This window comes from Streptomyces sp. NPDC031474, assembly GCF_055581185.1.
The window spans coordinates 34,420-55,170 of record NZ_JBVIJX010000020.1 but is presented as its reverse complement, the minus strand read 5'-3'; the positions used below and the strand labels follow the sequence as shown (position 1 = coordinate 55,170).

Sequence of the window (20,751 nt, the reverse complement as noted above, 5' to 3'; positions counted from 1 at the left end):
GCGGGGGTCCGGGGGCGGCGGTAGCCTCCGGGGGGACGGACGGGACGGGAAGGGAAGGGACGGCGGGGGCGAAACCCTCAGTCCACCAGGTCCCGCACCACCGCGTCCGCCAGCAACCGGCCCCGCAGGGTCAGCGCCGCCCGCCCCTCGTCGTACGGCCCCTGCTGCAGCAGTCCGTCCGTGAGCGCCCGGCCCGCGGCCGCGAGCCCCGCCTCCCGCAGCAGTGCCAGCGGAACCCCCTCCCGCAGCCGCAGCTCCAGCAGGATCCGCTCCACGCGCCGGTCCTCGACGGACAGGAGCTCACGTCCGGCGCCCGGCGAGCGACCGCCCGCGAGAGCAGCCGCGTACGCGCCCGGATGCTTCACGTTCCACCAGCGCACCCCGCCGACGTGCGAGTGCGCCCCCGGCCCCGCGCCCCACCAGTCGGCGCCCCGCCAGTACAGCTCGTTGTGCAGACAGCGGCCCTCCTCGGAGGTGGCCCAGTTGGAGACCTCGTACCAGTCGTAGCCCGCGGCCGACATCACCTCGTCCGCGATCAGATAGCGGTCGGCGTGCACGTCGTCGTCGGTCATCGGGACCTCGCCGCGGCGGATCCGGCGGGCGAGCTGCGTGCCCTCCTCGACGATCAGCGCGTACGCCGAGACGTGGTCGGGGCCCGCGCCCAGCGCCGCGTCCAGCGAGGCCCGCCAGTCGTCGTCCGACTCGCCCGGGGTGCCGTAGATCAGGTCCAGGTTGACATGGTCGAAGCCCGCGGCCCGCGCCTCCGCCACGCACGCCTCGGGCCGGCCGGGGGTGTGCGTGCGATCGAGAACCTTCAGCACATGCTGCCTCGCGCTCTGCATGCCGAAGGAGATCCGGTTGAAACCGCCCTCGCGGAGAATGGCGAGATATGCGGGGTCGACGGACTCCGGGTTCGCCTCCGTCGTCACCTCCGCGTCCGCCGCGAGACCGAACTCGTCCCGGATCGCGCCCAGCATCCGTACGAGGTCGGACGCGGCCAGCAGCGTCGGTGTGCCGCCGCCCACGAAGACCGTGCGGACCTCGCGCGGGTCGTCGCCGAGGACCTTGCGGGCGAGGCGGACCTCGTCGATCAGGGTGTCGGCGTAGTTGTCGCGGGAGGCGAGGACACCGCCGGTGCCGCGCAGCTCGGTGGCGGTGTAGGTGTTGAAGTCGCAGTACCCGCAGCGGGTCGCGCAGTAAGGGACGTGCAGATAGAACCCGAGGGGGCGGTCGGCGGCGCCGGCGAGCGCGTGCGCCGGAAGCGCGCCGTCGCCGGGGACCGGTTCGCCATCGGGAAGTGCGGAAGGCATACGCCCATTGTCCCGCACCCCCACACGGCCCCCGGACGCCTCCGCCCCCCGTCACCCGCCCCGTCACCCCACCCCGCCCCGCGTACCCGCTCTACCCCGTGGCCCCGACTGTCCTGCCTGCCCCGACTGTCCTGCCTGCCCCGCCTGCCCCGACTGCCCCGCCTACTCGGCCTGGAGGACCAGTAGGGCCAGGTCGTCCTCCGGGGGTAGGTCCCCGAACTCGTGCACCAGTTGTCGGATGCGTTCCGCGATCAGCTCGGCGTCCAGGCCGGCGCAGCCCGCGAGCGCGACGGCCAGTCCGTCCTCGTCGTCGAACTGGCGGGAGCCCGAGCGCCGCTCCGTCACCCCGTCGGTGACGCACAGCAGGCTGTCCCCGGTCCGCAGCTCCAGGCTGTCGCTGGTGTACGTGACGTCCTCGATGACCCCGAGCAGCGTCTGCGGGTGCGCGGCCGTGGCGACCGAGCCGTCCGGGCCCAGCAGCAGCGGCAGCGGGTGTCCGGCGGAGGCGAGGGTGCAGCGGACGCCGCCCTCGAAGGGGGCCAGTTCGCCGTAGAGGAGGGAGAGGAAGCGGGTCTGCGGGCCGTCGCCCGGTCCGGCGGGGCCGACGAAGGCGCGGGCGGCGGCGTCGGCGGCCTCCGTCGCGTCGTCGAGGAGGAGCTGGTTGAGGCGGTCCAGGACGTCGGCGACGCCGTACCCCTCGCGGGCCAGCAGCCGCAGCCAGGGCCGGGCCAGGCCGATGACGACGGCCGCCTCCGGGCCCTTGCCCTGTACGTCGCCGATCGCGAAGCACCAACGGCCGTCGCCCGCCGGGAACAGGTCGTAGAAGTCGCCGCTCGGGCCGCCCTGTTCACGCGGCTCGTAGACGAGGGCACTGCGCACCCCGGGGATCTCCGCGACCGCGCCGGGCAGCAGCCCCCGCTGAAGTACGGCGCTGATGGTGACCTGGCGGGCGTACTGGCGGGCCGCGCCGATGGCGAGCGCCACCCGCCGGCCCAGGTCCTCGACGAGCCCGGTGACCTCGTCGGGGAAGACGAGCAGCCCGGCCCGCCCGATGACCAGGGTGCCCAGCGGACGGCCGCCCGCGATCAGCCGATACGCGAGGGCCGCGCCCGGCCCGCCGAGCGCCGCGCCGGGCCAGGGAAACAGTTCGGGCCCGGAGCGCGGCCCGCCGTCCGGCGGACACGGCGGACACGGCGGGTCCTTCTCCAGGGCCCGGCGCAGGTCCTCGATGAGGTTCTCGCTGCCGTGCCAGACGCGGGCCAGCCGCGGCCCCGGCCCGCCGGTCCACTCGCCGCGCCCGCTGACCTCGTCCTCCAGCCACACCGCGCACCAGTCGGCGAGCCGCGGCACGAGCAACTGTCCGGTCAGCGCGGCCACCAGGTCCTCGTCGAGCTGTCCGGCGAGCAGGTCGGAGGCCTCGGCGAGGAAGGACAGCGCGCCACGGTTGAGCCACTCCCGGTCCCGGCGGCCGACCGGCTGCCCCGGCTCGGGCGCGAGGGGTTCGAGCAGCCCCGGGGCAGGGCCGAGGAAGCCGTCCGAGCGCTCGCCACAGCGGTCCGAGTGGTCCGGATGGTCCATGTGGTTCGTGTGATCCGAGTGGTTCCTGTGGTGCTCGTGGTTCCTGTGGTGGTCGTGGTCGTGATCGTGCTCGTGGTCGAAGGGGTCGTCGCCGAGGGCTTCGAGGTCGATGTCGTAGGGCGCGGCGCTCGGCAGGAGGCGGGCCCAGACCGTCTTCGTCCCCCTGCGGTACGTCACCCCCCAGGCATCGGCGAGCCCGGCGACTATGCGCAGCCCGCGGCCGTATTCCGGCGTCTCGTACGGCGGTTCGGGGGCGCCGTCGTCGCGTGGGGCGCGGGAGGGGTGGTGGTCACAGACCTCGACGACGAGCGCGAGCCGGCCGCCGGGGTGCCCGGGCTCCTCCTCCAGCCGGCACCCCAGCTCGACGTCGGTTCCGGCGTGCACGACGGCGTTGGTGACGAGTTCGCTGACGACGAGCGTGGCGTCCTGCGCGAGACGCTCGTCGAGTTCCTCGCCGCCCGGCAGGCCGAGGCCGGCCCACTCCGTCAGCGCGGCGCGGACCAGGTCGCGGGCGGCGCCGGGCGCGAGGGGACTGCCTGTCAGGTTCGCGCGGGTGTGCGGAAGCCCACCCGGACGCGCGGGCGCGCCGCCGGCCCGGGAGGCTGTCTCCCGTTGCGTCGGAATGGCCCCCATGCGCAGCTCCCCGGACGGTTCGGATGCCCACAGGGTGACAGACCGATCTCGGCCATGAGCGCTGGGTTACCGAACTCGGCCGTCCTGGGCGAGAACCGTGCTACGCGTGTGTACACATGTGTACGCGCGTGCTCGAAGAGGGGCGGTTGAGGGGCGGAATCCGAGCATGCGCGCTCCGCCCCCCGATACCGCGCGCCCGCGCTACGCCTCGCGCGCTCCGGCGTACATGTCGTCGATGAGGTGCTTGTACTCCCGCTCCACGACGGGCCGCTTCAGCTTCAGGCTCGGCGTGATCTCGCCGTGCTCGACGTCGAGGTCCCGGGGCAGCAGCCGGAACTTCTTGATGGTCTGCCAGCGCTGGAGGCCCTCGTTGAGCTGCTTGACGTAGCCGTCGATGAGCTCGACCGTCGCGGGCGCGGCGACGACGTCCGCGTACGACTTTCCGGCCAGCCCGTTCTCCTTCGCCCAGTCGAGGATCGACGGCTCGTCCAGCGCGATGAGCGCGGTGCAGAAGTTCCGGTCGGCGCCGTGCACGAGGATGTTGGAGACGTACGGGCACACCGCCTTGAACTGTCCCTCGACCTCCGCGGGCGCGATGTACTTGCCGCCGGACGTTTTGATGAGGTCCTTCTTGCGGTCGGTGATGCGCAGGTAGCCGTCGGGCGAGAGCTCGCCGATGTCGCCGGTGTGGAACCAGCCGTCGGCCTCCAGGACCTCCACGGTCTTCTCGGGCAGCCCGTGGTAGCCCTCCATGATGCCGGGGCCGCGCAGCAGGATCTCGCCGTCGTCGGCGATGCGCACCTCGGTGCCGGGCAGCGGCTTGCCGACCGTGCCGGTGCGGTAGGCCTCGCCCGGGTTGACGAAGGAGGCGGCGGAGGACTCCGTCAGGCCGTAGCCCTCCAGGATGTGGATGCCGGCGCCCGAGAAGAAGTAGCCGATCTCCGGGGAGAGGGCCGCCGAGCCGGAGACGCACGCGCGCAGCTTTCCGCCGAAGGCCTCGCGGATCTTGGCGTAGACGAGCGCGTCGGCGACCTTGTGCTTGGCGCCCAGCCCGAAGGGGACGGAGGCCGTGCCGGTGCGCCGGAAGTTGTCCTGCGCCTCCTTGGCGTACTCCCGGGCGACCTCGGCGGCCCACTGGAAGATCTTGTACTTGGCCCCGCCGCCCGCGCGGGCCTTGGCGGCGACCCCGTTGTAGACCTTCTCGAAGATGCGCGGCACGGCGGCCATGTACGTCGGCTGGACGACCGGCAGGTTCTCGATGATCTTGTCGACGCGGCCGTCGACGGCGGTGACGTGACCGACCTCGATCTGGCCGGAGGTGAGGACCTTGCCGAAGACGTGCGCCAGCGGCAGCCACAGGTACTGCACGTCCTCGCCGCTGATCAGCCCGGTCGCGGCGATCGCCTTCGCCATGTACGACCAGTTGTCGTGCGGGAGGCGGACGCCCTTGGGCCGGCCGGTGGTGCCGGAGGTGTAGATGAGGGTGGCGAGCTGGTCGGAGGCGATCGCGGCCACCCGCTCCTTGATCAGCCCGGCCTCCTTCTCCAGCCGGGCCGCGCCGCGCTTCTCCAGCTCGTCGAGGGTGAGGATCCAGTCCTCGGCGGTCTCGACGCCCGCCGGGTCGATCACGACCACATGGGTGAGGGCGGGCAGCTCGGCGCGCTTCTCGACGGCCTTGGCGAGCTGGGCGGCGTCCTCGGCGATCAGGACCCTGCTCTCGGAGTCCGAGAGGATGAACGCCGACTCGTCCGCGTTGGTCTGCGGATAGACGGTGGTCGTGGCGGCCCCGGCGCACATGATGCCGAGGTCGGCGAGGATCCACTCCAGCCGGGTGGAGGAGGCGAGCGCGATGCGCTGCTCCGGCTGTACGCCCAGTTCGATGAGGCCGGCCGCGATCGCGTAGACCCGCTCGGCGGTCTGCGCCCAGCTCAGCGACTTCCAGTCGTCGGGGCCCTCGCCGGACGCGGCCGGCACCGGGTACCGGTACGCCTCCGCGTCGGGCGTGGTCGCCACGCGCTCCAGGAAGAGGCCCGCGACGGACGGCGGACGGTTCTCGATCAGGGTCTGTGTGTCGCTCACGACATCCTCCGGGGCCCGCGGCGATGCGGCTGGCTTGGTTAAACGGCTGGCTTGTTTAACTCGCGAGTAACTATCGGGCAGGGACAGAGTAGAGGCCGACCGGCCCGGGCGTAAGGGGCCACAGAGGGTCACTTTCCCCTGGACACGGACCCGGGGCCCGTCACGCTTTCGCGCGACGGGCCCCGGAAATCGGCGTCCATGGTGGCTATTTCTTGCCCTTGCCCGAGCTCGCGTTGTCGTCGCTGCTCAGGACGGCGATGAAGGCCTCCTGCGGAACCTCCACGGAACCCACCATCTTCATCCGCTTCTTGCCTTCCTTCTGCTTCTCCAGCAGCTTCCGCTTCCGGGAGATGTCACCGCCGTAGCACTTGGCGAGGACGTCCTTGCGGATGGCGCGGATGGTCTCGCGGGCGATGACCCGGGAGCCGATGGCCGCCTGGATGGGCACCTCGAAGGCCTGCCGCGGGATGAGCTCGCGCAGCTTGGCGACGAGCCGCACACCGTAGGCGTACGCGGCGTCCTTGTGGGTGATCGCGGAGAACGCGTCCACCTTGTCGCCGTGCAGCAGGATGTCGACCTTGACCAGGCTGGACGTCTGCTCGCCGGTGGGCTCGTAGTCCAGCGACGCGTAGCCGCGGGTCTTGGACTTCAGCTGGTCGAAGAAGTCGAAGACGATCTCCGCGAGGGGCAGCGTGTAGCGGATCTCGACGCGGTCCTCGGAGAGGTAGTCCATGCCGAGCAGGGTGCCGCGCCGGGTCTGGCACAGCTCCATGATCGAGCCGATGAACTCCGACGGCGCGAGGATCGTGGCGCGCACGACCGGCTCGTACACCTCCGAGATCTTCCCCTCGGGGAACTCGCTCGGGTTGGTGACGACGTGCTCGCTGCCGTCCTCCATGAGGACGCGGTAGACCACGTTCGGCGCGGTGGCGATGAGGTCGAGGCCGAACTCGCGCTCCAGCCGCTCACGGATCACGTCGAGGTGCAGCAGACCCAGGAAGCCGACGCGGAAACCGAAGCCGAGGGCGGCGGAGGTCTCCGGCTCGTAGACCAGCGCGGCATCGTTGAGCTGCAGTTTGTCGAGGGCCTCGCGCAGCTCGGGGTAGTCGGAGCCGTCCAGCGGATACAGACCGGAGAAGACCATCGGCTTCGGGTCCTTGTAGCCGCCGAGGGCCTGAGTCGCGCCCTTCGCCTGGCTGGTGACGGTGTCACCGACCTTCGACTGGCGGACGTCCTTCACACCGGTGATCAGATAGCCCACCTCGCCGACTCCGAGGCCGTCGGCCGAGAGCATCTCGGGCGAGTTGGTGCCGATCTCCAGCAGCTCGTGGGTCGCGCCGGTCGACATCATCCTGATGCGCTCGCGCTTGTTGAGCTGCCCGTCGATGACACGGACGTACGTCACGACACCGCGGTAGGAGTCGTAGACCGAGTCGAAGATCATCGCGCGGGCGGGGGCGTCGGCGACACCGACCGGCGCGGGGATCTCCTTGACGACCTTGTCGAGCAGCGCGTCGACGCCGAGACCCGTCTTGGCGGACACCCGCAGCACGTCGGTCGGGTCGCAGCCGACGAGGTTCGCGAGCTCCTCGGCGAACTTCTCGGGCTGCGCGGCCGGCAGGTCGATCTTGTTCAGCACGGGGATGATCGTGAGGTCGTTCTCCATCGCCAGGTAGAGGTTGGCGAGGGTCTGGGCCTCGATGCCCTGGGCGGCGTCGACGAGGAGGACGGTCCCCTCGCAGGCCGCGAGCGACCGCGAGACCTCGTAGGTGAAGTCGACGTGCCCCGGGGTGTCGATCATGTTGAGGATGTGCGTGTTGCCGGGCTCGTGGGTCGGAGCCCAGGGCAGACGCACCGCCTGGGACTTGATCGTGATGCCGCGCTCGCGCTCGATGTCCATCCGGTCGAGGTACTGAGCGCGCATCTGCCGCTGCTCGACCACGCCGGTCAGCTGGAGCATCCGGTCGGCGAGCGTGGACTTGCCGTGGTCGATGTGCGCGATGATGCAGAAATTGCGGAGCAGAGCCGGGTCGGTACGGCTCGGCTCGGGCACATTCTTAGGGGTCGCGGGCACGCAGGGTCCTGATTCTTGAGATATCCGCAGGGTCAGCGGCTCGGGTCGGATCGATACGTAGGCTCCATGGTCCCACGGGCGGCGACCGGGGACCGGTTTGGGCCACTCACGGGGCCGCTGGTAGTCTGGGCAGCTGTGTCTCTTGCCCTCTCAGCGCGGGGCACATCGGAAACCTGAAATAGAAGAGGCTTACTTCGTGGCGAACATCAAGTCCCAGATCAAGCGGATCAAGACCAACGAGAAGGCTCGGCTGCGCAACAAGGCCGTCAAGTCCTCCCTGAAGACCGCGATCCGCAAGGCCCGTGAGGCTGCTGCCGCGGGTGACGTCGAGAAGGCCACCGAGTACCAGCGCGCTGCCGCGCGTCAGCTCGACAAGGCCGTCTCGAAGGGCGTCATCCACAAGAACCAGGCCGCCAACAAGAAGTCGGCGCTTGCTTCCAAGGTCGAGACCCTCAAGGGCTGAACCCCTTATCTGATCTGATCGCCGGAAGGATCCAGAGCGGGCCCTCTCTCATCCGCTCCCGTCCGGCACCCCCGAGCCTGTACGCGGCCTGCGTTCGCCACGCGGGTACGGGCTCACCAGCTTGATCAGCGTGACCCGAAGGCCCCGGTCCCTCGCCCTTCCCCAGGGTGGAGCCGACCGGGGCCTTCGGCATGCCGGTCACGACCAGAAGTCGTTGGCCCTGTCCATGTCCTCCAGGCACTCGTCGAGGTCGCTGATCTTGTCCCCGACGATCCGGAAGACGATGCCGCCGTTCTCCTCTATGTGCTTGGAGCCCCGGTCCGCGGTGAAGCGGTGCATGGACATGACGTGCCCACGGCCGTCGACGAACAGGTTGAGCAACTCGACCCGGAACGAGCCACCCGTCTCGGAGGAGAGTCGGCCGTAGTAGTCGTTGAGGACCGAGTCGATCCCCTTGTAGTCCCCCGAGAGCGGGTGCGAGCCGGGTACGTGGTGCGTACAGTCTCCGGTCATCAGCCCGCGCAGCGTGTCCATGTCTCCCCGCTGGAAGGCCTCGTAGCCCTCGCGAACGAGCTTGGCGTGCGGGTGTTCAGCCACGGTGATCGCCACCTTTCCGTGTTCGGCGACAGACGGCCGATGCGCCCGATTCTCCTCCCCGCGGTGCCTACCGTCCTCCGGAGCGGGCCGCGCGCGCGATCGCCACAACGGCCTTCTCCAGGGCGTACCCGGGATCATCGCCCCCGCCCTTCACTCCCGCGTCCGCCTCGGCCACCGCCCGCAGCGCGACGGACACCCCGTCCGGCGTCCACCCCCGCATCTGCTGCCGCACCCGGTCGATCTTCCACGGCGGCATGCCCAGCTCCCGCGCGAGGTCGGCCGGCCGGCCGCCGCGCGCGGACGACAGCTTCCCGATCGCCCGCACGCCCTGGGCGAGCGCGCTGGTGATCAACACGGGCGCGACGCCGGTGGCCAGCGACCAGCGCAGCGCCTCCAGCGCCTCCGCCGCACGTCCCTCCACCGCCCGGTCTGCGACGGTGAAACTCGATGCCTCGGCCCGCCCGGTGTAGTACCGCCCGACGATCGCCTCGTCGATGGTCCCCTCAACATCGGCGACCAGCTGGGACACCGCCGAGGCCAGCTCCCGCAGATCGCTGCCGATGGCGTCGACGAGCGCCTGGCAGGCCTCGGGCGTGGCCGACCTCCCGGTCGCCCGGAACTCCTGTCTGACGAAGGCCAGCCGGTCCGCCGGCTTGGTCATCTTCGGGCAGGCCACCTCGCGCGCCCCCGCCTTGCGCGCGGCGTCCAGCAGCCCCTTGCCCTTGACGCCGCCGGCGTGCAGCAGCACCAGCGTGATCTCCTCGGCGGGCGCTCCGAGGTACGCCTTGACGTCCTTGATCGTGTCGGCGGACAGGTCGTGCGCGTTGCGTACGACCACGACCTTGCGCTCCGCGAAGAGCGACGGGCTGGTCAGCTCGGCGAGGGTGCCGGGCTGCAGCTGGTCCGAGGTCAGGTCACGTACGTCCGTGTCGGCGTCGGCGGCCCGGGCGGCGGCCACCACCTCCTGCACGGCACGGTCGAGCAGGAGGTCCTCCTGGCCCACGGCGAGCGTCACCGAGGCGAGAGGGTCGTCATTCGCAGTCTTCCTGGCCATTGCGACAAGCATGGCACGGGCCACTGACAACGCGGCCCGCGAGCGTCTCCCCTACGGCTCCTCGCGCCAGCCCTCCCACTCGCCCGCGAACGCGTCCAGCTCCTCCGGGTCGAGCCGCCCGTCCTCGTCCCGCAGCACGACCAGCCACTGCGCGTCCTCCGCGTCGTCCTCCCCCGCCAGGGCGTCCCGGACGATCTGCGGCTCCTCGCGCACCCCGAACCGCTCGCCCAGCTCCTGAGCCGCCTCCTGCGCGGCATCACGATCGGGCAGCACCAACACATGTCTCACATCACTCACCCGCCCATTTTCCGACACCCGCACAGGGACCGACGGCCGGGTCCACGGACAGGGGGAAGGTGGCCAGCGGTCCGCGTAGGCGGCGGGGGGCGACAGCGACTCGGCGGGCATGCGGGCTGCGGGCCTTGGGCCGTGGGTGTGTGGGCTGCTGGGCTGTGGGTCAGGTCTTGGGGACGATCTGTACGTCCAGTTCGATGCGAATGCTCGGTCCGACCACCGCGATGCCCCGCGCCAGCATCGACTGCCAGCTGACGGTGAAATCGTCCCGGTGCAGCTCTGTCCGCGCCCGGCAGGCCGCCCGCGCCTCGCCGCTCATGCCGTTGCCGAGCCCGAGGTACTCCGCGTCCAGCGTGACCGTCCGCGTCACACCGTGCAGCGACAGCGCCCCGGTGACAGCCCACCGGCTGCCGCCCTTGTGCACGAACCGCTCGCTGTAGAACTCGAGCGTCGGAAACCGCCCGACGTCCAGAAAGTCCGCCGACCGCAGATGGTCGTCCCGCATCCTGACGTTCGTGTCGATGGACGCCGCGTCGATCACCACGTGCATCGCCGACTGCTCCACCCGCTCGGCGATCCGCACCGCCCCCGCGAACGAGTTGAACCGCCCGTGGATCCGGGCGAGCCCGATGTGCCGCGCCGTGAACCCGATCGAGGAATGCGTCGCCTCGATCTCCCAGTCCCCCGGCGCCGGCAACTCCGGCGGCCGCGCGACCTGCAGCGTCACATCACCGAGCTGGGCCAGCGCGTTCTCCCCGACCGTCGCGGTCGCCCGGTAGGGCGTGTACCCCTCGGCGGACACCGCGAGCCGGTACTCCCCCGCCGGCACCGTCGTCATGAACGCCCCGAAGGGGTCCATGCCGCCGCTGACGACCTTGCGCCCCATCGCGTCGCTCACCGCGAACTCCGCGTGTGGCACCGGTTCGTTGACCGGGTCGAGCACCCGGCAGCTCAGCACTCCAGCGTTCGCCGGGGTGTGGACCGCAGCGAGAGGACTCGTCCGCTGCACCCGGTTCGTACGGTTTCCCAGCCAACGGCCCAACATCCACGACACCCCTGCGCGACTTGACACCACTTGTTGTCGAAGAGGTATTCGATCACTGATGCGGCTTTCGAGGCAAGACACGCCCACATCACGGGAAACCAGCAGATGTGCTGGTACTACGCACAAGTAGCCCCGCATGACCGGAATCCACCGTCCGATCGCCGCCCCCGAACCGTCGGCACCCGCTCCACTCGATCCCGAACGTCTCCGCCTGGATCCTCCTGTCCAACCTCGCACTACCACCGAAGCGGGTAGTGACGGTGCGCCCCGAACCCGACCTCGACCGACCTCGACCGGCCGCTGCCCCGCGTCCACCAGCCCCACCAGCCCCACCAGCAGCGCAAGATGGTCTGACCTCGAAGCCCAGCCCCGCGAGCAGCGCCCGAACACCTGGTTCAGCTCGGTGTCGTTCTGTGCGGCGAGTGTCCGGGGCGGCTCGCCCTCGGTCCGGGCGGGATTCATGCCCTCAGTCTCGCGCCACCCGCACCTCCCCGCCCGCGCCCGCGACGACCGCCAGCGCCCCGTCCCGGTCGGTCCGCATCACCGCCGCCCCTCCCGCGCGCAGCGCCGCGACCGTACTGGGCGCCGGGTGCCCGTACGGATTGTCCGCACCGCACGAGATCAGCGCCAGCCGTGGGGACGCCGCGCGTATGAGGTCCGGGTCCTGGTACGCCGAGCCGTGGTGGGCCACCTTCAGCACGTCCACTCCGTGCAGCAACGCGGCCGCAGGGGAACGCAACAGCGCCTGCTGGGCCGGTGGTTCGAGGTCGCCGAGCAGCAGCATCCGCAGCCCGGCCGACCGTACGAGCAGTGTCACGCTCGCGTCGTTCGGCCCGTCCGGTTCCGGCGCCGGGCGCGGTGGCGGCCACAGCACCTCCCAGTCGAGAGCACCGAGCCGCCGCCGCTCCCCTGCCACGGCCCGCATCACGGGAACGTCCCGCGCCTCCGCCTCCTTCCGTACGAATTCCACCTGGTCCGCGGGCTCCTCGAACCCCGTCGTCTCGATCGCCCCCACCGCCCGGCCCCGCAGCACCCCCGGTAGTCCGGCCACATGGTCGGCGTGGAAGTGGGTGAGGACGACGAGCGGCACCCGGGTGATACCAAGCGTGTGCAGGCAATGGTCGACCAGCGTCGGATCCGGCCCGGCGTCCACCACCACGCCGGTTCCCTCGCCCGCCGCGAGGACAGTCGCGTCCCCCTGCCCGACGTCGCACATCGCCAACCGCCAGCCCGGCGGCGGCCAACCCGTCAACACCCGGGTCAGCGGCGGCGGCTGGACCACCGCGAGCAGAAGCAGCACCCCACAGACCCCGCACAGCCACGGGTGCCGGAGCAGTCGCCGCCCGAGCAGCACGACCCCGGCGGTGACAAGGGCGAGCAACAGAGCACCGCCCCAGCTCCCGGGCCAGTCCACTCCCCCGCCGGGCAGCGCCGCCCCGGTCCGCGCCACGCCCGCGATCCACCCGGCGGGCCAACTCGCGCACCACGCCAGCGCCTTGGCCACCGGCATCGCCACGGACGCCGTCGCCAGCACCGCGAAGCCCAGCACCGTCGCCGGAGCGACCGCGAACTCCACAAGGAGATTGCAGGGCACCGCCACCAGGCTCACCCGCGCCGACAACACCGCGACCACGGGCGCACACAGCGCCTGCGCGGCTCCCGCGGCCGCCAGGGCCTCCGCGAGCCGCGGGGGCACCCGATGCCGTCGCAGCGCGGCACTCCACCGCGGCGCCACCGTCAGCAAGGCCCCGGTGGCCAGGACGGACAGCAGGAACCCGTAACTCCGGGCCAGCCAAGGGTCGTACAGCACCAGCAGCAGCACCGCTGTCGCCAGCGCCGGGATGAGGGATCTGCGGCGGCCGGTCGCCAGGGCGAGCAGCACGATCGCTCCGCAGGCCGCTGCGCGCACCACACTCGGGTCGGGGCGGCACACGACAACGAATACGAGCGTGAGCGCTCCGCCCAGCAGTGCCGTCGCTCGCAGGGGGACGCCGAGGCGAGGCGCCAGACCGCGGCGTTCGACCTGTTGGGCCAGCCCCGGTGGGCCGAGGAGCAGGGCGAGGATGATCGTGAGGTTGCTCCCGGAAACGGCCAGCGTGTGGGCCAGATCCGTCTCCTTGAAGGCCTCGTCCAGTTCGGGCGTGATCCGCGAGGTGTCCCCGACGACCAGCCCCGGCAGCAACGCCCTGGCGTCCTCGGGCAGCCCTTCGGTGGCCGCCCGCAGTCCCGCCCGCAACCGCCCCGCCAGCCGCTGCGCGGCCGACGGTTCACGCACGACCGACGGCATCGCACGGTCCCGTACCCGAAGCACGGCCGCGATCCGGTCCCCGCCGGCCAACGCGGGCGCCAACCGCCCGGTCACCCGCACCCGGGTGGACGGCAACAGCCCAAGCCACGGCCCCGCCCCAGGCTTCACTCCGGAACCCCGCACACCGCCGGACACGGCCCGGCCGCCGGCCCCCGCACCCCCACCGTCGGGCACCCCCGAGCCACCGGACGCCGGACGCCCAACACCGGACGGCTCCCTCCCCACGCCGGACGGCTCCCGCCCACCGCCGGACGGTTCCCGCCGACCGAGCGCCGCAGGCTGCCCGCCCGCACCCCAGCCCGATCCGACGTCCACGAGCACCAGTACCGGGGCCCGCGTCGCCACCGTCGCCCGGACCGCTCCGGCACCACTGGGCAGCACCTCTTCGACGCTGCGCACCTCCCCGTTGATCAGGACGGAGTCCGGCGTCACATGGTCCCCTTTGACTCTGGGCCGGGTGAGCCGTGGGTCGGAGGTGATCTCCACCTCGGCGGTGACGGTCGCGTACTCCCGCGCCAACGCCGGCACCGGTCCTCGGCGCAGATCGGCTCCGTGCAGCCCGGCGGACGCGGCAGCCGCGGCCACGCAGAGCAGCGACGCGGCGACCGTGACACGAGGCCAGGCCGTCCGGCCGCCGACGGCCCGATCGCCCAGAGGCCGCGGGCTGCCCACGCCACGGCCCGTGCCCTGACCTGCCGCACGTCCCACCCCAGGGCCTGCCCCACGTCGTACGGCCCACCGTTCGGTGCGCCCAGTTCCCCGCCGTACCACGACGAGGAGGACGCCGGCTGTCATGAGACAGACGGTCACGACGACGCCCACCAGCCCGGGTGGCGCGTCCAAGGTCAGCGCCGCCGTCGCCCAGGCCGCGAGCGCAGGTGGCACGAGCCGTAGATCCACCGGCCCTTCCTGACGCGGGTTGGCATCGCCCAGTCGCTTCCCTGAAGCTGCGTGCACGGCTTGGCGGGTGCGGGAGCCACGTCCGGCTCGGACACCGGAGGCTTCGGCGTCCTCGCCGTGCCCTGTCCCGGGCGCGGTGCGCGCAGCGTCTTCTCCCCTCATGGCCGCACGAGATTCCGCAGGTCGGCGAAACGCCGCTCGCCGATGCCGTTGACCTCGCGCAGGTCGTCCACCGACCGGAAACCGCCGTGCTGGGCGCGGTAGTCGATGATGTGCTGCGCCAACACGGGTCCCACGCCGGGCAGGCTGTCGAGTTGATCCACGGTCGCCGTGTTGAGGGAGACGGGAACCGAGGGCCCGGCTCCCATGCCGGCACCTGCCGCACCCGCTGTTCCCGCCCCTGCCCCCGCTCCCGCCCCGGCGGCCCCGGTCGACGCGGGTCCGCCGACGACGACCTGCTCCCCGTCCACGAGGAAACGGGCGCGATTGAGACCGTCGGTGTTGGTCCCCGGTCGCACTCCACCGGCCGCGCCCAACGCGTCGACCACCCGCGAACCGGCCGGAAGTCGGTGGATCCCGGGCTTCCGCACCTTGCCGCTGACGTCCACCACGATCTCGGCCCCGGCCGTACTCGCCATACCCGGCGGACCGGCAGAACCGACAGAACCGGTCGGCTCCGCAGCCGGGCTCTGCTCACCCGCCTCATAAGGGGCAGCGGCTCGCACCACCTCCGGAGCCCGTACCGGCTGAACCCGGCCGACCCAGAAGTGCTGTACGGCGAATGCGGCCGCGGCGACCAGCAGCACCGTGAGCGCGAGCACGCTTCTGCGTTCCAGGCCGCAACGCGTCTGCAACCACACCGGCATCCGCTCCCGCAGAGCCAGCCTGGCCCGCTCCTGCCAGACCCGAGCGGCACGAGCAGGCACCCCCTCACGAGCCTCGTCAAGACCGAGACCGCGACCGAGACCGGAACCGGAACGGGGACCAGCATCGGGATCGGGATCCGGGTCGGGGTCGCGGTCACCGTCGACCTCACGGTCACGGTCACGGATGTACGCGTGGGGGTCGTCGTCGGCAGCGACGACATACTTCTCGCCCTCACCCCCACTCACGCCGCCCTCCCCCACACCGCCCTCCCCCACACGGGGCGCATCGGGCGTCCTCAGCGCGCCCGGCGGCCCCATCCCCGACTCCCCTCGCTCCCGGGCCCGTTGGGCGAACAGCGCCTGAGCCCGGCGGCGGTTCTGCTCCGCCGAGGCATGACGATGTCCCGCCGGGCCTCCGCCGGATGGACGGAGACGATGGGAGCGGCCGTCGGAGCCGGGGACCCGGCCGGGACCGCTGGTCGCGTTCGTGCTGCGTGAGCGTGATCGAAGTGCCATGCGTCGAGGATGGGACACTTCACCGAACCGCGATGATCTTGCTCAATTTCCGGGGACAACCGCCCCGTTGTGGATAACTCCGCCACCCGCACGAGTGAGAGAAGCCGGGAACCCTCAGCCTCAGCGCGGCGAGACCACGACGCCCAGCAACCCCGGCCCGGTATGCGCCCCGATCACCGCACCGACCTCGCTCACGTGCAGGTCGGCGAGCCCGGGCACGCGTGACCGCAGACGGTCCGCGAGGGCGGCCGCCCGGTCGGGAGCGGCGAGATGGTGCACGGCGATGTCGACCACCTCGCTGCCCGCCCGGTCGGCCACGAGCTCCTCCAGGCGGGCGATGGCCTTCGACGCCGTCCGCACCTTCTCCAGAAGGCCGATGTGCCCCTCGTTCAACTGGAGCAGCGGCTTCACCGCGAGCGCCGAGCCCAACAGGGCCTGGGCAGCGCCGATCCGGCCGCCGCGGCGCAGGTAGTCAAGGGTGTCGACGTAGAAATAGGCGGAGGTGGCGGCGGCCCGCTTCTCCGCCGCGGTGACCGCCTCGTCGATCGTGCCGCCCGTCTCGGCGGCCTCGGCCGCCGAGAGCGCGCAGAAGCCCAACGCCATCGCGACCATGCCGGTGTCCACCACCCGCACCGGCACCGGCGCCTCACGCGCCGCGAGGACCGCCGCGTCGTACGTGCCGGACAACTCGGCGGAGAGGTGGAGGGAGACAATGCCGGTTGCGCCGGACTCGGCGACTCTGCGGTACGTCTCGGCGAAAAGCTGAGGGCTGGGGCGCGAGGTCGTGACGGGGCGTCGCTTCTGCAGCGCCTGGGCGAGGGAGCGGGTCGAGATCTCGTTGCCCTCTTCAAGAGCCTGGTCGCCGAGGACGACGGTCAGGGGCACCGAGGTGATGCCGTGACGCTCCATCGTCCGCTGCGGCAGGTAGGCCGTTGAATCCGTGACGATCGCGACATGGCGGGACATGACCTGGAGGTTACCTGGCGTAGCCTCCGTGCGGCAGCCCGGCCCCTCGCAGCCGCTGGACCCTTGACCGAATCAAGTGCCGCCGGCGGGCAGCACCTGACTTGGGTCCCGATCACACCCGCTACCGGGACCTCGCCGGCATCAGCGGCGACGCCGTCTCGTGTCAGGTGGTGCTCTCGGGGCGCGGCTTCTTCTGCCACGGATAGGTGGGCCGCGGTCCGGGCGGAGTGATGGCGGGCCGGGCCGGCTCCTCCGGGGTGCGTGCGCCGGGTGTCTCCGGCCAGGTCTGTCCGGCCGCCGCACCGTCGGCGGCCGGCGCCTCGGGCCACGACGGCGGCGAAGGCGGCGATGTCTGGGTGGACTCCGCTGTGGTCCAGTGCCGCAGGGCACCGGCCTCGACGTCTATCTGGGCGCTGAGGGTGTCGAGGTCGTCGTCCGCGAAGCGGCGGGCCCGGTCCCGGGCCGCCCAGCGCAGCGACTCCGCCGATGACGTGATGCGCTCGGTGCGCTCCCGCAGTGAGGGCAGCCGCTCGGTGAGCTTCGCCCGGTCCGGCTCGGACTCCAGGCGCTTGAGCTCGTCGTCCAGTTCGTGCCCGTGCGCGCTGAGCCTCTGGAAGAGGCCGAGGGACTCCTTGAGGGACGCGTCCTCGGCGGCGCCCGCGTGCAGCGTGTCCTGTGTGGCCCGCATCGACGTGCGCAGCTGGAGCCGCAGCTGGGCGATCTCGCCGGCCGGTCCGAGCTGGGCGAAGGACTTGGCCCGCAGGGTGTGGTCCTCGACCGTGCGGCGGGCCTGGGTGATGGTGCGGTCGACGCCTCGCTTGGCGGCGCCGATCACCTTCACCGTGGCGTAGGCGCCGAGCACGAGGAAGAGCACGAAGAGCAGGGCGACGACTGTGATCACTGCTTCCACCAGCTCCTCCTCCGGCCTGCCACGACACATCCGGCGCCACAGCTCGCGCGCCGCACTTAAAACCGTAAACGACGCGGGCAGGCCCGGAGTTCCAGAAGAACCCCGAACCTGCCCGTAGGGGACTACCCGGAGCCGTGCTCACGGCCCGTGATGGTCACGCCCTCGCCATGGTCACGGCCTCGCCAACCTCGCCATGGTCACGCCTCGTGACGGTCCCGGTGCTGTTCACGCCGTAACGATGTTCACCAGCTTCGGCGCCCGCACGATCACCTTGCGGATACCGGCCCCGCCCAGTGCGGCCACCACAGCCTCGTCGGCCAGCGCCGCCTTCTCCAGCTCCTCGTCGGAGATGGCCGGGGACACCTCCAGCCGCGCCTTGACCTTGCCCTTGATCTGCACGACGCAGGTCACGCTCTCGTCCACGACGTACGCCGGGTCGGCGACCGGCAGGTCCTGGTGGACGACCGAGTCGGTGTGGCCCAGCAGGCGCCACAGCTCCTCGGTGATGTGCGGGGCCAGCGGCGCGACCAGCAGCACCAGGGGCTCGGCGACGGAACGCGGCAGAGCGCCGCCGGCCTTGGTCAGGTGGTTGTTCAGCTCGGTGATCTTGGCGATGGCCGTGTTGAAGCGCAGGCCCTCCAGGTCCTGGCGCACCCCGTCGATCGCCTTGTGCAGGGCCCGCAGGGTGTCCTCGTCGGGCTCGGCGTCGACGACGGTCAGCTCGCCGGTGCTCTCGTCGACGATGTTGCGCCACAGCCGCTGCAGCAGCCGGTACTGGCCGACCACCGCGCGCGTGTCCCACGGGCGCGAGACGTCCAGCGGGCCCATCGCCATCTCGTACAGGCGCAGGGTGTCGGCGCCGTACTCGGCGCAGATCGCCTCCGGAGTCACGGCGTTCTTCAGGGACTTGCCCATCTTGCCCAGCAGCCGGGAGACCTTCTCGCCCTGGTAGTAGTACGCGCCGTCGCGCTCCTCCACCTCGGCGGCCGGCACCGGGAAGCCGCGGCTGTCGCGGTAGACGTAGGCCTGGATCATGCCCTGGTTGAACAGCTTGTGGAACGGCTCCGCGGAGGAGACGTGCCCCAGGTCGAACAGCACCTTCGACCAGAAGCGCGCGTACAGCAGGTGCAGCACGGCGTGCTCGGCGCCGCCGACGTACAGGTCGACGCCGCCGTGCGGCCGGCCCTCGCGCGGGCCCATCCAGTACTGCTCGATCTCGGGGTCGACCAGCTTCTCGCTGTTGTGCGGGTCCAGGTAGCGCAGTTCGTACCAGCAGGAACCGGCCCAGTTGGGCATGGTGTTGGTCTCGCGACGGTACTTCTGCGGACCGCGGCCGTCGCCCAGGTCCAGCGTGACATTGACCCAGTCCTCGTTGCGCGACAGCGGCGTCTCGGGGGACGTGTTCGCGTCGTCCGGGTCGAAGGTGCGCGGCGAGTAGTCCTCGACCTCCGGCAGCTCCAGGGGCAGCATCGACTCGGGCAGCGAGTGCGCGATGCCGTCCTCGTCGTAGACGATCGGGAAGGGCTCGCCCCAGTAGCGCTGGCGGCTGAACAGCCAGTCGCGCAGGCGGAAGTTGACGGTGCCCTCGCCGATGCCCTTGCGCTCCAGCCACTGCGTGATGCGCGCCTTGGCGTCGACGACGCCCAGGCCGTCCAGGGAGATCTCCTCGTTCGAGGAGTTGATGATCTTCGCGTCGTACGACCCGAAGGCGTTCTCCCAGGTCGAGGTGTCGGTGCCACGGTCGTCGGTCGGCTCGACGATGCAGTGGATCGGCAGCTCGAAGGCGCGCGCGAACTCGAAGTCGCGCTGGTCGCCCGCCGGGACGGCCATGATCGCGCCGGTGCCGTAGCCCATCAGGACGTAGTCGGCGATGAAGACGGGGACCTGCTCGCCGTTGACCGGGTTGGTCGCGTACACGCCGGTGAAAACGCCGGTCTTGTCCTTGGCCTCGGCCTGACGCTCGACGTCGGACTTCGAGGCGGCCTGCGCGCGGTACGCGGCGACGGCCTCGGCCGGGGTCGCGTGGCCGCCGGTCCAGACGTCGTGCGTGCCCTCGGGCCAGGCGTCCGGGGTGAACTTGTCGACCAGCGGGTGTTCGGGCGCCAGCACCATGTAGGTCGCGCCGAACAGGGTGTCGGGGCGCGTGGTGAAGACGGTGATCTGCTCGCCGTCCACGGGGAAGTCGACGCGGGCGCCCTCGGAGCGGCCGATCCAGTTGCGCTGCTGCAGCTTGATGGCCTCGGGCCAGTCCAGGGCGTCCAGGTCGTCCAGCAGGCGGTCCGCGTAGGCGGTGATGCGCATGTTCCACTGGCGCAGCTTTGCCTTGAAGACGGGGAAGTTGCCGCGCTCGGAGCGGCCGTCGGCGGTGACCTCCTCGTTGGCCAGCACGGTGCCCAGGCCGGGGCACCAGTTGACCGGCGCGTCGGAGGCGTAGGCCAGGCGGAACTCGCCCAGGACGTCGGCGCGCTCGGTGGCGGTCAGCTCGCTCCACGCGCGCGTGTGCCCCGGCACGGGACGCTCACCGGACTCGAACCGGGCGACCAGCTCGGCGATCGGGCGGGCCTGGTTCGCCTCGTCGTCGTACCAGGAGTTGAAGATCTGCAGGAAGATCCACTGGGTCCACTTGTAGTAGTCCGGGTCGATCGTGGCGAACGAGCGGCGCTTGTCGTGGCCCAGGCCCAGCCGGCGCAGCTGGGACTTCATGTTGGTGATGGCGGCCTCGGTGGTGACCCGGGGGTGCTCGCCGGTCTGCACGGCGTGCTGCTCGGCGGGCAGGCCGAAGGCGTCGAAGCCCAGGGTGTGCAGGACGTTGTGGCCGGTCATGCGCTGGTAGCGCGCGAAGACGTCGGTCGCGATGTAGCCCAGGGGGTGGCCGACGTGCAGGCCCGCACCGGAGGGATACGGGAACATGTCCATGATGAACTTCTTGGGCCGCGCGACCAACTCGGCGTCACCGGCCAGGTCGCCCTTCGGGTTCGGCGCGGCGTACGTGCCCTCGGCGTCCCAGAAGTCCTGCCAGCGTGCTTCGATCTCGGCGGCCATGGCAGCCGTGTAGCGGTGCGGCGCGGCCTCCGCCGGGACAGCGGCGGCAGCGGGGTTCGTCTCGCTCATGGTCCTCAAAGCTCCATCGATCGTCTCTGCCAGCGGCATGTCGTCCA

Annotated in this window: 14 protein-coding genes; 1 reads left to right on the top strand and 13 read right to left on the bottom strand. The window is 71.4% G+C overall.

The window, feature by feature from the left end; all coding sequences use genetic code 11:
* Positions 1-77 precede the first annotated feature (77 nt).
* The 4 genes from hemW to lepA all read right to left on the bottom strand — a co-directional run bounded on the left by hemW (position 78) and on the right by lepA (position 7,674).
* Positions 78-1,310, bottom strand: coding sequence for a radical SAM family heme chaperone HemW (gene hemW / locus ACZ5SK_RS36270; protein ID WP_334579925.1), 1,233 nt, complete (start codon positions 1,308-1,310; stop codon positions 78-80).
* Between the two features lie 162 nt (positions 1,311-1,472).
* Positions 1,473-3,521 carry an ATP-binding SpoIIE family protein phosphatase gene (locus tag ACZ5SK_RS36265; RefSeq protein ID WP_334579924.1) on the bottom strand — a complete coding sequence of 683 codons (2,049 nt, stop codon included), beginning with the start codon at positions 3,519-3,521 and terminating at the stop codon, positions 1,473-1,475.
* A gap of 201 nt (positions 3,522-3,722) precedes the next feature.
* Positions 3,723-5,600 (bottom strand): AMP-dependent synthetase/ligase, encoded by a 1,878-nt coding sequence (locus ACZ5SK_RS36260; RefSeq protein WP_468415680.1) that lies wholly within the window; start codon positions 5,598-5,600, stop codon positions 3,723-3,725.
* A 205-nt stretch (positions 5,601-5,805) separates the two neighbouring features.
* Positions 5,806-7,674, bottom strand: coding sequence for a translation elongation factor 4 (lepA, locus tag ACZ5SK_RS36255; RefSeq protein ID WP_079662338.1), 1,869 nt, complete (start codon positions 7,672-7,674; stop codon positions 5,806-5,808).
* A gap of 196 nt (positions 7,675-7,870) precedes the next feature.
* Here lepA and rpsT point away from each other — a divergent pair, with 196 nt between their 5' ends.
* Positions 7,871-8,137, top strand: coding sequence for a 30S ribosomal protein S20 (rpsT, locus tag ACZ5SK_RS36250; protein ID WP_020127768.1), 267 nt, complete (start codon positions 7,871-7,873; stop codon positions 8,135-8,137).
* Positions 8,138-8,335: 198 nt separating this feature from the next.
* Here the strand turns inward: rpsT and ACZ5SK_RS36245 are convergent, their stop codons facing one another.
* The 9 genes from ACZ5SK_RS36245 to leuS form a co-directional block, all read right to left on the bottom strand.
* Positions 8,336-8,734: a nuclear transport factor 2 family protein gene (locus ACZ5SK_RS36245; RefSeq protein ID WP_079665079.1), complete on the bottom strand. Its 399-nt coding sequence runs from the start codon at positions 8,732-8,734 to the stop codon at positions 8,336-8,338.
* A gap of 67 nt (positions 8,735-8,801) precedes the next feature.
* On the bottom strand, positions 8,802-9,788 hold the full coding sequence (holA, locus tag ACZ5SK_RS36240) for a DNA polymerase III subunit delta (RefSeq protein ID WP_334579922.1): 987 nt from the start codon (positions 9,786-9,788) through the stop codon (positions 8,802-8,804).
* 51 nt (positions 9,789-9,839) lie between these two features.
* Complete coding sequence (locus tag ACZ5SK_RS36235; RefSeq protein WP_334579921.1) at positions 9,840-10,085, bottom strand: hypothetical protein; 246 nt, start codon at positions 10,083-10,085, stop codon at positions 9,840-9,842.
* 160 nt (positions 10,086-10,245) lie between these two features.
* A complete protein-coding gene (locus tag ACZ5SK_RS36230; RefSeq protein WP_334579920.1) occupies positions 10,246-11,127 on the bottom strand; it encodes a YceI family protein in 882 nt (293 codons plus the stop codon).
* A 466-nt stretch (positions 11,128-11,593) separates the two neighbouring features.
* Complete coding sequence (locus ACZ5SK_RS36225; protein ID WP_468577024.1) at positions 11,594-14,230, bottom strand: ComEC/Rec2 family competence protein; 2,637 nt, start codon at positions 14,228-14,230, stop codon at positions 11,594-11,596.
* A gap of 263 nt (positions 14,231-14,493) precedes the next feature.
* A complete protein-coding gene (locus ACZ5SK_RS36220; RefSeq protein ID WP_334579918.1) occupies positions 14,494-15,717 on the bottom strand; it encodes a ComEA family DNA-binding protein in 1,224 nt (407 codons plus the stop codon).
* 120 nt (positions 15,718-15,837) lie between these two features.
* Complete coding sequence (locus ACZ5SK_RS36215; RefSeq protein ID WP_334579917.1) at positions 15,838-16,683, bottom strand: DegV family protein; 846 nt, start codon at positions 16,681-16,683, stop codon at positions 15,838-15,840.
* 163 nt (positions 16,684-16,846) lie between these two features.
* Entirely contained in the window at positions 16,847-17,593 is a 747-nt protein-coding gene (locus tag ACZ5SK_RS36210; protein ID WP_457494351.1) for a hypothetical protein, read from the bottom strand.
* A 225-nt stretch (positions 17,594-17,818) separates the two neighbouring features.
* Positions 17,819-20,704: a leucine--tRNA ligase gene (gene leuS, locus ACZ5SK_RS36205; protein WP_334579915.1), complete on the bottom strand. Its 2,886-nt coding sequence runs from the start codon at positions 20,702-20,704 to the stop codon at positions 17,819-17,821.
* Positions 20,705-20,751: the final 47 nt, after the last annotated feature.